General features: G+C 51.2%; 13 protein-coding genes. 12 read left to right on the top strand and 1 reads right to left on the bottom strand.

The genetic code is table 11. The features are described 5' to 3' along the window. The first annotated feature begins 101 nt into the window (after positions 1-101). The 7 genes from DFER_RS28625 (at position 102) to DFER_RS28655 (ending at position 6,481) form a co-directional block, all read left to right on the top strand. Entirely contained in the window at positions 102-1,757 is a 1,656-nt protein-coding gene (locus tag DFER_RS28625; RefSeq protein WP_015815165.1) for a UxaA family hydrolase, read from the top strand. Positions 1,758-1,805: 48 nt separating this feature from the next. After that, positions 1,806-2,579, top strand: a complete 774-nt coding sequence (locus DFER_RS28630) for an SDR family NAD(P)-dependent oxidoreductase (protein WP_015815166.1) — start codon at positions 1,806-1,808, stop codon at positions 2,577-2,579. Between the two features lie 263 nt (positions 2,580-2,842). Then, positions 2,843-3,706, top strand: a complete 864-nt coding sequence (locus DFER_RS28635) for a fumarylacetoacetate hydrolase family protein (RefSeq protein WP_015815167.1) — start codon at positions 2,843-2,845, stop codon at positions 3,704-3,706. 3 nt (positions 3,707-3,709) lie between these two features. Beyond that, entirely contained in the window at positions 3,710-4,540 is an 831-nt protein-coding gene (locus DFER_RS28640; RefSeq protein ID WP_015815168.1) for an amidohydrolase family protein, read from the top strand. A gap of 8 nt (positions 4,541-4,548) precedes the next feature. Beyond that, positions 4,549-4,878, top strand: a complete 330-nt coding sequence (locus DFER_RS28645) for an L-rhamnose mutarotase (protein WP_015815169.1) — start codon at positions 4,549-4,551, stop codon at positions 4,876-4,878. 37 nt (positions 4,879-4,915) lie between these two features. Then, a complete protein-coding gene (locus DFER_RS28650) occupies positions 4,916-5,698 on the top strand; it encodes an endonuclease/exonuclease/phosphatase family protein (RefSeq protein WP_229206132.1) in 783 nt (260 codons plus the stop codon). A gap of 3 nt (positions 5,699-5,701) precedes the next feature. Then, complete coding sequence (locus DFER_RS28655; RefSeq protein ID WP_015815171.1) at positions 5,702-6,481, top strand: (Fe-S)-binding protein; 780 nt, start codon at positions 5,702-5,704, stop codon at positions 6,479-6,481. Between the two features lie 92 nt (positions 6,482-6,573). Here DFER_RS28655 and DFER_RS28660 read toward each other — a convergent pair whose 3' ends face one another. Beyond that, positions 6,574-6,969: a T9SS type A sorting domain-containing protein gene (locus DFER_RS28660; protein ID WP_015815172.1), complete on the bottom strand. Its 396-nt coding sequence runs from the start codon at positions 6,967-6,969 to the stop codon at positions 6,574-6,576. A gap of 240 nt (positions 6,970-7,209) precedes the next feature. Here DFER_RS28660 and DFER_RS28665 point away from each other — a divergent pair, with 240 nt between their 5' ends. From DFER_RS28665 to DFER_RS28685, 5 genes are read left to right on the top strand one after another with little or no spacing between them, the layout of a single operon-like run. Next, positions 7,210-8,586, top strand: coding sequence for a lactate utilization protein B (locus DFER_RS28665; RefSeq protein ID WP_015815173.1), 1,377 nt, complete (start codon positions 7,210-7,212; stop codon positions 8,584-8,586). A gap of 2 nt (positions 8,587-8,588) precedes the next feature. Further along, complete coding sequence (locus DFER_RS28670; RefSeq protein ID WP_015815174.1) at positions 8,589-9,176, top strand: LutC/YkgG family protein; 588 nt, start codon at positions 8,589-8,591, stop codon at positions 9,174-9,176. Positions 9,177-9,182: 6 nt separating this feature from the next. Then, the gene (locus DFER_RS28675; protein ID WP_015815175.1) at positions 9,183-9,698 is read left to right on the top strand and encodes a GNAT family N-acetyltransferase; all 516 of its coding nucleotides are present in this window, start codon (positions 9,183-9,185) and stop codon (positions 9,696-9,698) included. A 46-nt stretch (positions 9,699-9,744) separates the two neighbouring features. Then, a complete protein-coding gene (gene cmk / locus DFER_RS28680; RefSeq protein WP_015815176.1) occupies positions 9,745-10,455 on the top strand; it encodes a (d)CMP kinase in 711 nt (236 codons plus the stop codon). Between the two features lies 1 nt (position 10,456). Then, positions 10,457-11,527, top strand: a complete 1,071-nt coding sequence (locus DFER_RS28685; protein ID WP_015815177.1) for an NAD(P)/FAD-dependent oxidoreductase — start codon at positions 10,457-10,459, stop codon at positions 11,525-11,527. Positions 11,528-11,535 lie beyond the last annotated feature (8 nt).

The following is an 11,535-nucleotide window of genomic DNA, read 5'->3' on the forward strand; positions in this document are numbered from 1 at the left end:
TCATTGTATTCAAATAATTCTGTTGTTTTGTTGATATATTCTATTTGGCCCGATTGAAAACCAAAGGGATATGTCAGATTACCATTCACCTGAACATCATTATGGCGTCCCAATTCCTGAAAGTTCACCCTTCCGATAATGTTATCGTGGCCTTGCGCGACCAGCCCGCGGGCTCGGACGTGACGTACGAGGGGAACATTTACAATCTGCAATATGGCGTTTCGGCCAAGCACAAATTCGTTACCGAAGACATCGACACCGGCGGCGCCATTATCATGTACGGCGTGCTCGTCGGCCGCGCCACGCAGCCGATCAAAAAAGGCGAGCCGATCACGACATTCAACCTCAAACACGACGCGCACGATTATAGCACGGCGAACCGCCAGCCTTATTCATACACCCAGCCGGACGTAAGCCACTGGCAAAACCGTACTTTCAAAGGTTATCACCGCGAAGACGGCCGTGTAGGTACATATAACTACTGGCTCGTGGTACCGCTCGTTTTCTGCGAAAACCGCAACGTGCTCATCATGAAAGACGCATTCGAGCGCGAGCTCGGCTATGCGCAAACCGATATTTACCGCGACCAGGTGCGCGAATTCCTGCATTTATACCAGCAGGGAGATATGCGGAAAGTTAAAAGTCTGGAAGCATTCATCGACGCACCGATCCAGGCGAAGAAGAAACCGGAACGACCGTTCCAGAATGTGGATGGCGTGAAATTCCTCACGCACGAGGGTGGCTGCGGCGGCACGCGCCTGGATGCGAACACATTATGTTCACTGTTTGCGGCTTATGCGGTGCATCCCAATGTGGCGGGTATCACGGTACTCAGCCTGGGCTGCCAGAACTCGGAGCTGAAAACGCTTGAAGACGAAATCCGCAAACGCGATCCGCATTTCAATAAGCCGTTTTTTGCATTCGAGCATCAGAAAGGCACGGAATATTCATTAATGTCTGGGGCGATCAAGGAAACATTCGTGGGTTTGACTAAAATCAACGAGTTCGAACGTTCCGACGCACCATTGTCCAAACTTTCGGTGGGTCTAAAATGCGGCGGTTCGGACGGCTTCTCCGGCATTTCGGCGAATCCTGTGCTGGGCCATTTGTCCGACTTAGTAGTAGGATTGGGCGGACAGACATTGCTCGCCGAATTCCCTGAACTGAACGGGGTAGAGCAGGAGCTCCTCAACCGCTGCGTCACCGAAGAGAAAGCCGCGAAATTCGAAAAACTCATGCGCGACTACGCCGGCAAAGCCGAAGCAGTAGGTTCCGCATTCGCATTCAATCCATCGCCGGGTAATATCAAGGACGGCCTCATTACCGATGCCATCAAATCCGCGGGAGCGGCCAAAAAGGGCGGTAATGCATACGTTTCCGACGTTTTGAACTACACCGAACGCGCGACGGAATCAGGTTTGCACCTGGTGTGCACGCCGGGTAACGACGTAGAAGCCACCACCGGCCAAACCGCCGCGGGCGCGAACATTATCCTTTTCACCACCGGCCTCGGCACGCCGACAGGTAACCCGATTTGCCCCGTAGCGAAGGTGGCGACCAACTCGGCACTTGCCCAGCGCATGCCCGACGTGATCGATTTCGACTGCGGCCCGGTGGTGGACGGCACGCAAACCATCGAGCAGAACGCCGAAGCATTGCTCGACTACGTGATCAAAGTAGCCAGCGGCGAGCTCACCAAAGCGCAGCAACTCGGCCAGGACGATTTTATCCCATGGAAACGCGGCGTTTCGTTATAATTTCATTGTAACCAGGGATTTAAATCCCTGGCTTTAAAGCAACTATCTATGTTTGATCTAACAGGAAAAACAGCACTGGTAACCGGCGGAGCGAGCGGGATCGGATTGGCGATCTCCAAAACGTTCGCGAAGCAGGGCGCCTATGTGCACATTCTCGAACTCAACATTGATCTGGCCAACCAGGTGGTGAGCGACATCACCGCGGAAGGCGGACAAGCCGAGGCACACGCACTGGACATCTCCAAACAGGCGGATGTCGTGAACATTATCAACGCCATCGCAGCGCAGCACCCGATCAATATCCTTGTCAACAATGCCGGTATTGCGCATATCGGCAAGGCGGATACGACGGCGGAAATCGATTTTGACCGCGTGATCAATATCAATGTCAAAGGCGTTTATAACTGCCTCGCAGCCACCATTCCACACCTCAAAGCAAACGGCGGCGGCGTAATTTTGAACATGGCTTCCATTGCCGCAACAGTAGGAATACCCGACCGCTTTGCTTATTCTACTGCAAAAGGCGCGGTTTATTCCATGACATTGTCGGTGGCGCGCGATTATCTGGCGGACGGAATCCGTTGCAACAGCATTTCGCCTGCCCGTGTACATACGCCTTTTGTGGATGGTTTTATTTCCAAAAATTATCCGGGCAAAGAGCAGGAAATGTTTGAAAAACTGTCCAAAACCCAGCCCATCGGCCGCATGGCCAAGCCGGAAGAGATCGGTGCCCTGGCATTATACCTCTGCTCCGACGAGGCAGGTTTCATCACCGGCTGCGATTATTTGATCGATGGAGGGTTTGAGAAGTTGAATAATTAGAGGAGGCTGTAAGCTGTAAGCTTTAAGCTATAAGCAATAAGCTTTAAGCAATAAGCTTTAAGCAATAAGCTTTAAGCAATAAGCTTTAAGCCCAAGCCTGTATACACGTAAGTAAAATTGATAAAATATTAAACACTAAGACGGAGGAATCAAATCGCATAAAGCTTCCAGGCTTACTGCTTACAGGTTAAAGCCTACTGCTTACAGCTTATAGCTTACAGCCTATCGCTTACAGCTTCCTTCCGTCCCAAATATCGCTTTCCATGAAACTCTTTCGATTTGGTGCATTTGAAAATGAGAAGCCGGGTGTAGAACTGGCGGACGGTACAAAGCTGGATGTTTCGGCATTTGGTGAAGATTACAACGAGAAATTTTTCGCGACAGACGGCCTTGCGCGTCTTGCGGGCTGGCTGGAAACGAATGCGGCTTCTGCGCCGAAAGTGGAAGAAGGTTTCCGCTACGGATCGTGCATCGCGCGTCCTTCGAAGATCGTCTGCATTGGGATGAATTATGCCAAGCACGCCTACGAGTCAGGCGCGACGGAGCTGCCCAAAGAGCCGATCATTTTCTTTAAATCCACGTCCGCATTGTGCGGTCCATTCGACCAGGTGGTTATCCCGAGAAATTCGGAGAAAACCGACTGGGAAGTGGAGCTGGCCGTGATCATCGGCAAAAGAACCAGCTACGTGGACGAGGCCAATGCGTTGGATTATGTGGCAGGTTACGCCGTTCATAACGACTATTCGGAACGCGCGTTCCAAATGGAGCGGGGCGGACAATGGGTGAAAGGTAAAAGTAATGATACCTTCGCGCCGCTGGGCCCTTACCTGGTCACTTCCGACGAAGTAGGCAATGCTAATGACCTCGATTTATGGCTCAGCCTGAACGGCAAAAAGATCCAGGACAGCAATACGTCAGATATGATCTTCCACATTCCGTTCCTCGTGAGCTACCTGAGCCAGTTCATGACGCTCCTTCCGGGAGACGTGATCACCACCGGTACTCCTGCGGGCGTCGGCCTGGGCATGAAGCCGCCGGTTTACCTCAAAGCAGGCGACGTGGTAGAATTGGGTATTCAAAAATTAGGAGCTCAAAAACAGGAAGCGATTGCCTGGAAAGCGGTTTAATATATGGTAATCGACGCCCACCAGCATTTCTGGATATTTGACGAAGAGCGCGATGCATGGATCACGCCCGAAATGGAGGTTATCCGGCGGAATTTCCTGCCGGAAGACCTTTGGCCGGTCCTGAGAGCTAACAAAGTCGACGGCTGCGTGGCCGTGCAGGCTTCTCAGAACGATGCGGAAACGGAATTTCTGCTGCATTTGGCCGAGGCGAACGATTTTGTGCGGGGCGTAGTCGGTTGGGTGGACCTCAAAGCGGTGAATCTGTACGACCAGCTCGAAAGGTATTCACAATACGAAAAACTGAAAGGCTTCCGCCACGTTGCGCAGGGGCAACCCGAGGGCTTCTTGCTGCAACCAGAGTTTATTAAAGGAGTGGGAACATTGGTCGCATTTGATTTCACTTACGACATTCTCATTTACCAAAACCAGTTGAAAGAAGCATTCAACTTCGCGGTAAAACTGCCGAACGTGCATTTCGTGCTGGACCACATTGCCAAGCCGCTCATCAAAGCGCAGGAATTGCAGCCCTGGGCGGACGACATCCGTCGTCTCGCCGAACTGCCGAACGTGCATTGCAAAGTATCAGGCATGGTAACCGAAGCCAACTGGCAGCATTGGGAAAAAGCGGATTTCCGACCATACCTCGATGTGGTTTTCGAAGCGTTCGGCACGGAACGCATCATGTACGGCTCCGACTGGCCTGTGTGCCTGGTCGCGGGCGAGTACGAAGGCGCAAAGGGAATCCTGACGGACTACCTGAGCATGTTCTCCGACGACGAAGTGCGCGATGTGATGGGAAACAACGCGAGGCGCTTTTACAACCTCGACATTTAATTACTGTTATGAAAAGATATTGCCTCGCGGTGGACCTCGTGGACGACCCGCAGATGATCGCGGAGTACGAGGGTTACCATAAAAAGATCCAGCCCGAAATCCATAAGAGCATTACCGATGCCGGCATTACCGTGATGGACATTTACCGCGTCGGAAACCGGCTATTCATGATCATGGAAACGGAGGACGATTTCAGTTTTGAAACCAAATCCCAAATGGATGCTTCCAACCCCAAAGTGCAGGAGTGGGAGCAGCTCATGTGGAAATACCAACAAGCATTACCCACTGCAAAACCCGGTGAAAAATGGGTTTTGATGGAACAGATTTTTACCCTCTGAGAATAACGGTCGTAGTAGGAACTAGCATTCGAACAGGTTGAGTAGGCTTTTTTACGCATTATCCATTCTAGTATTATCATTTACATTGCTTTCGTCGCAGCCTCGCCAGGCTGTGGAAGTGAAGTTGATGAGTTTCAACATCCGGCATGGGCTGAACAACCAGGAGGAGTCGAATCTCAGGGATATTTTGAGGATAATTAAGGAAAATGACCCCGATCTGGTGGCATTACAAGCGGTGGACAGCCTCGTGGATAAGGGAAAAGTGCAGTTCCAATTGAGGCAGATCGCCGCGCAAACGGGCATGTATTATTCCTACGCCGTGGCCGATACCAATGATAATGGAACGCAGGGACTGGGCATACTTTCGAACTGGCCGATGGAGAAAACACAGGTCATTCACCTGCCCAAAACGCCCGGTGCCGACCCGAAAGTGCTGCAATGCGGATTGATCAAACTGTCGCGCTCGGTTACCTTCCGGTTTTGCAACTCCCGGCTCGAATATGCTTCGGTGATGGACCGCGCGTTGCAGGCCGCATATATCAATCAAATGCTCGTGAATAGCGTCCAGCCTGTGCTTTTGGGCATGGATATGGGCGCCCGACCGAACGAACAGCCTTATTTTTCGTTCCGCAGAAACTGGCAGGACGCTGCGCGCGGGTCACAGATGCAGACCTGGAACGAAGGTTTACCGGGCGACCGGCTCGATTACATTTTTGCCTTGCTCAACAACAAGGTCCGCATCAAAAACTACAAAGTGATCCGAAATTATCCGGACGTTTCTGATCACTATCCCATTCAGGCCACCATTGAATTTTGGTAGAAAATGAGTTACTCAAATTGGAAGATCGGATTATTTATTCCGTGCTATGTAGATCAATTTTACCCGCAGGTAGGGATTGCAACACTGGAACTGCTTGAAAAACTGGGCTGTACGGTCACATTTCCGCTGAACCAGACGTGCTGCGGCCAGCCGATGGCCAACTCCGGATTCGAACACCTGTCGCGCTCGTGCGACAATCTCTTTTACGATCAGTTCAAAGATTGCGACTACGTGGTTTCGCCGTCGGGAAGTTGTGTGCTGCACATTAAAGACCATTTGAAGGCCGATAACAAGGCCGACGAATCGAAAGTGCTGAGAAAGAGGGTTTACGAACTGGTCGAATTTCTGACCGACGTTTTGAAAATAGATCGCATTGAAGCGGAATTTCCGCATCGCGTGGGCTTACATCAGGGTTGCCACGGGCAGCGCGGGCTGCATTTGTCCCAAATGTCGGAGCTGAATGCGGCGCCGTACTCGAAGCCGGTATCGCTTTTGAAACAGGTAAAAGGCATCGAGCTGATCGACCTCGACCGCACGGATGAATGCTGCGGGTTCGGCGGGACGTTTTGTGTGAGCGAGGAAGCCGTGTCCGTGAAAATGGGCAAGGACCGCGTCGCCGATCACATTCGCCACAATGCGGAATATATTACCGGCTCCGATATGAGCTGCCTCATGCATTTGGGCGGCATTCTGAAGCGCGGTAATTCGAATGTGCAGGTGAAGCACATTGCGGAAATTTTGAATGCCAGTATCTCAAAAAGAAAACCAGAGCCCGCTTATTGAGCCCCGGTTTATACAAAGTTTGCTGAATGCTGTCAGGCGAAATGCTGCGTGGCATTCATTTCAAGAGGATGGAATCTGAGAAGCGCCCGTTGTTAGTTAATTGAAGAAACAACGCGGCTGGTTGTAGTCAAAATATCAAACGATTGTGCAGTCTTCTCTTTACCATCCGTGATTTCGAACGTGTAAGTACCGTCCATCAAAGTTGATAAATCGAAGTATTTCAGGTAGTTGTTTTCAACTTTACGATTTTCTGAGAAAAGCACATTCTTTTCGTTATCCAGAATACGTACAACTACACTCTTTGAAATTGGATTATTATAAGAAACGCGGAATTGCAATGGTTTCACCTGCAGAACCGTCAGCTTGGTTGAAGCATTTTCAGTTTTATCTGCGGTAGCGATGTTGTCCTGGGCATTGGCTGCGAATGCCGATCCTGATAGCAGCAAACCCGTCAGGGCTGCGATAATAAGAGTGTTTTTGGTTTTCATAGGAGTTAATATTTAATGTCTAAAAAAAGTTAAACTGAACTTAGTTCAGACTCCGATGCCCCGATCGAAAAACTTTGTTGATTCAAAAGTATAAGATATTGCAATACAAGAAAATAGCATTTTTTCGATTTGTAAAAAGTTGTTTATTAAACAAACTGCAAACTTGAAATAGTGCAACGAATGTGAAAAGTACAAATCTTATTCTTCTTTAAGTACCATTATCTAATTGTTAAGGCAGCTATGTCCAAAACAGTAATGGAGCACGCGGACGCTTCCGAGGTGTTCAACAGAGACGAACCTTACGTAAACTGGCATGACGAAACCCTGTGGTTCGTGCGCCAGAAACGCGATAAATCATCGAAACAACTCCCCGAATGGGAACAGCTGCGCGACGCCGCGTCGGGTATCAAGCATTATGTACTCTCGCACCTCGACGAGCTGCTGATATCTTTTGAACAAAAAGCAAAGGAAAACGGTGTGCAGGTGCATTGGGCAGCCAATGCGGCCGAACATAATGAGATTGTGCTCGGGCTTTTGAAGAAGCACAAGATCGACAAGATGGTGAAAAGCAAGTCGATGCTCACCGAGGAATGTCATATGAACGAATTCCTGCAAAAGAACGGCATTGAAGTGATCGACACCGACCTGGGCGAGCGCATCGTGCAGCTCCGCAACGAGCCGCCGAGCCACATCGTGCTACCCGCTATCCACCTGAAAAAGAAGGATATCGGCGATCTTTTCCATGAGCACCTCGGCACCGACGCCGGCGCTACCGACCCGCAATACCTCACCGAAGCCGCCCGCCAGCATTTACGCGACAAGTTTCTGACACGCCGCGCGGCTTTAACAGGCGTGAACTTCGCCGTAGCCGAAACCGGCGGTTTTGTTGTGTCAACCAACGAAGGTAATGCCGATATGGGTGCGCATTTGGCCGACATTCACATTGCCTGCATGGGTTTTGAGAAGATAATTCCAAAGCAGGAACATCTGGGCGTTTTCCTCCGCCTGCTCGCCCGAAGCGCCACTGGTCAGCCGATTACTACTTACAGCAGCCATTTCAAGAAGCCGCGCGAAGGGCAGGAAATGCACATTGTGATCGTGGATAATGGGCGCAGTACGCAGCTGGGCCGGAAGGATTTCAGGAACTCATTGAAATGCATTCGCTGCGGAGCTTGTATGAACACTTGTCCGGTTTACAGAAGAAGCGGCGGGCATAGCTACCATAATGCCGTCGCCGGACCGATCGGCTCCATTCTCGCGCCGAACCTGGATATGACCAAAAATGCCGATTTGCCGTTTGCAAGCACATTGTGCGGCAGTTGCTCCAACGTGTGCCCTGTGAAAATCGACATTCACGACCAGCTTTATAAATGGAGACAAGTGCTGGCAAAAGAAGGCCATGTGCCGAAAAGCAAGGAAATAGGTATCCGCGCCATGTCGACCATGCTGGCCGCGCCGAGGTTTTACCAATGGTCGGGCAGGATGGGGCGGACGGTAATGCGCGCCATGCCGTTTATGGTCAATAATGCATTGAACCCCTGGTACAAACAACGCGATATGCCGGAGCCGCCGAAGGAAAGTTTCCGCGATTGGTACGTCCGTAACAGAAAGAACTGACAATGAGCTCACGAGATAAAATTTTAGGCCAAATCAGACAGAATAAGCCGGAGGAAGTAGCATTGCCCGCGGTAACGACTTTCGCCAGCGACTTTGAGAATACCGAAGACAAATTTCGCGAAATGCTGTCGGCGATTTACACGGAAGTAATCGTGGTGAAAAACCTCGAAGAGCTTGCGGCGAAGGCGGAAGAACTCTACACAGGAATCGCGAACCGCGCTACTACCATCCCTGCATTGAGTGGCTGGGCGGATTTCAGCCTGAACGTCTCCGACCCACATGAGCTGGAAACGGTGGAAATAGCCATCGTGCAGGCGGAATTCGGGGTGGCGGAGAATGGGGCGGTCTGGGTTTCGGACCAATACCTGCCGCATCGCGTGCTGCCGTTTATTACCCAAAACCTCGCGTTCGTGATCCCGCGTAACGCGCTCGTGAACAATATGCATGAGGCATATATGCGCTTGCAGGACACGCTCGGCTGGGGATGTTTCATTGCAGGTCCGTCCAAAACTGCGGATATTGAGCAATCGCTCGTCATCGGCGCGCACGGTGCACGCAGCATGGTAATCTTCCTGCTCGAAAATGAGTAATATGCAATGAATGAACAAGTTACGCTAAGGCCATTTACGAGGAATATCGCCCAAAGGCTGGCGGAACTAGCCAATAATCAAAATGTGGTGGCCCAGGTGAGGGATAATTTTCCTTCGCCCTACACCATTTCCGACGCACATTACTGGATTGATTTCTGCAACAGCCGGCACAGCGGCGAAAGTTTTCACCAGGCCATTTACCATCACGAAGATTTTGTAGGGGGCATCGGCGTGCTCCGGCAGGAAGATATTCACCGCAACAATGCCGAAATAGGCTACTGGCTGGGCGAACCCTACTGGGGCCTCAAAATTGCCACCGCCGCCGTGGTGCAAATGACCGACTGGATTTTCACTCATACCACCATTACCAGGCTCTACGCGGGCGTTTTTGAGACCAACCCGGCCTCGATGCGCGTGTTGGTAAAAGCTGGTTACAAGCTCGAAGCCATTCACCGAAAGGCCATTATCAAAAACGACCTGGTGCTCGACGAACATTTGTTTGTGAAGCTGGCCGGGGAATGAGCTTTAAAAATGTATTTTTACGATCTGTAAAATTACACTTTCCGATATGCCCAAGATTATCGTTGCGATCGACGGTTATTCGAGTTGTGGGAAATCCACGACCGCAAAACTGGTTGCCAAGCAATTGAATTACCCTTACATCGACACCGGTGCGATGTACAGGGCTGTTACCCTGTATTTTATCCAAAATCATATAAGTCTTACCAATCCCAGGGAAATCGAGCAGGCATTGTCCAAAGTGCAGATTTCCTTCCGCCGCCACCCCGAACTGGGCCGCAACGACACCTATCTGAACGGCTTGAATGTCGAAGACGAGATCCGCAAAATGTACGTTTCGGAGCGGGTGAGCGAGGTGAGCGCCATTGCCGAAGTACGGCATGCATTGGTGGCGCAGCAGCAGCGCATGGGCAAAACCAAAGGGATTGTCATGGACGGCCGCGACATCGGCACCGTCGTATTTCCGCAGGCCGAGCTGAAAATCTTCATGACCGCCGACCCGCTGATCCGCGCGCAGCGCCGCCAGCTCGAATTGATGGAAAAGGGCGATATCGTGGATCTGGGCGTAGTTCTCGAGAACCTTAGAACCCGCGACCATATCGATACCAACCGCGCCGAAAGCCCGCTCCGGCAGGCCGAAGATGCCATTTACATCGATAATTCGTTCATGACCCTGGATGAGCAGGTGGAACTGGTGGTGCGCCTGGCCGACGAGCAAATCGGGCTCTCACTCAGACGTCGCGCCGCCGATAAAGCCTGATATGCAGCAGTTTGACTACGAATTTCTCATCATAGGGCAGGGGATAGGCGGCACCTCCGTCGCCTGGCATTTGCACGATTCGGGCAAAAGTTTCCAGATTGCCGGCGATTCCTCCATGCCTTCTTCTTCGCGTGTCGCGGCGGGTATTTTTAACCCGCTGACGGGCAAAAAACTGGTAAAAACCTGGCTGGCGGATGATCTGTTTCCTTACGCCCGCACATTTTACGGAGGTTTGGAGCAAAGGTTGGGATGTAAGCTAATGCACCTGACGCCCATTTACCGTCCCTTCCGGTCCATCGAAGAACAAAACACCTATCTCGCGCAAACGGCTGATCCCGGCATTAGCCCTTACGTAGCATCCTCACCCGACCGTGCGAGCGAAATGCCGTATGTGCATGCTGATTTCGGCGGTTTGGAAGTGGTGCAAGCGGGCTGGATCGATCTGCCGGCATTGCTCGACGCCAGCCGCGCATATTTTCAGGAACGGAATTTATATGTAGAAGCGACCTTCGATCCAGCTGACCTTTCGCGGGCAGACGAAGGCATTGAATGGCGGGGCAAACGGTTCAAAACCGTCATCTTTTCCCAGGGTTTTTTTGCGTTACAAAACGACTGGTTCAACTGGCTGCCGTTTACGCCGGTAAAAGGACAAATCCTGGAAATCACGACCGACGTTTCACTGAAACCGTACATCATCAACCAGGGGATTTTTGCATTGCCGGTGTCGAAGAATAGGATGAAAGTGGGAGCAACCTACTCCTGGAACCCGCTCGATTGGGAGGCAACGGAGGAGGCCACGGAAGAGCTTGAATTGAAATTACGCGGATTGCTGAACGCAGATTACACGCTGACAGCCGCTCATGCGGGCATCCGTCCATCTGTACGCGACCGGCGGCCGTTGATCGGTATCCACCCGGAATTCGCTAATGTGTGTATTTTCAATGGGTTAGGTACGAAGGGTGTTACGCTCGCACCGTTTCTGGCAAAAGAGTTTTGTAACCACCTGATTTACGGGAAAGAATTGAACCCGCTAGTGAATATAAAAAGGTATTTTTCGTTATATTTCCGTTGAAGTCAGCC

The organism is Dyadobacter fermentans DSM 18053 (genome assembly GCF_000023125.1).
GTDB classification, from domain to species: Bacteria; Bacteroidota; Bacteroidia; order Cytophagales; family Spirosomataceae; genus Dyadobacter; species Dyadobacter fermentans.

Coding starts and splice junctions, on each gene's coding strand:
- cmk (WP_015815176.1), top strand. CDS start 9,745: ATGCCCAAGATTATCGTTGCGATCGACGGTTATTCGAGTTGTGGGAAA.
- DFER_RS28645 (WP_015815169.1), top strand. CDS start 4,549: ATGAAAAGATATTGCCTCGCGGTGGACCTCGTGGACGACCCGCAGATG.
- DFER_RS28625 (WP_015815165.1), top strand. CDS start 102: ATGGCGTCCCAATTCCTGAAAGTTCACCCTTCCGATAATGTTATCGTG.
- DFER_RS28635 (WP_015815167.1), top strand. CDS start 2,843: ATGAAACTCTTTCGATTTGGTGCATTTGAAAATGAGAAGCCGGGTGTA.
- DFER_RS28665 (WP_015815173.1), top strand. CDS start 7,210: ATGTCCAAAACAGTAATGGAGCACGCGGACGCTTCCGAGGTGTTCAAC.
- DFER_RS28630 (WP_015815166.1), top strand. CDS start 1,806: ATGTTTGATCTAACAGGAAAAACAGCACTGGTAACCGGCGGAGCGAGC.
- DFER_RS28640 (WP_015815168.1), top strand. CDS start 3,710: ATGGTAATCGACGCCCACCAGCATTTCTGGATATTTGACGAAGAGCGC.
- DFER_RS28685 (WP_015815177.1), top strand. CDS start 10,457: ATGCAGCAGTTTGACTACGAATTTCTCATCATAGGGCAGGGGATAGGC.
- DFER_RS28660 (WP_015815172.1), bottom strand. CDS start 6,969: ATGAAAACCAAAAACACTCTTATTATCGCAGCCCTGACGGGTTTGCTG.
- DFER_RS28670 (WP_015815174.1), top strand. CDS start 8,589: ATGAGCTCACGAGATAAAATTTTAGGCCAAATCAGACAGAATAAGCCG.
- DFER_RS28675 (WP_015815175.1), top strand. CDS start 9,183: ATGAATGAACAAGTTACGCTAAGGCCATTTACGAGGAATATCGCCCAA.
- DFER_RS28655 (WP_015815171.1), top strand. CDS start 5,702: ATGAGTTACTCAAATTGGAAGATCGGATTATTTATTCCGTGCTATGTA.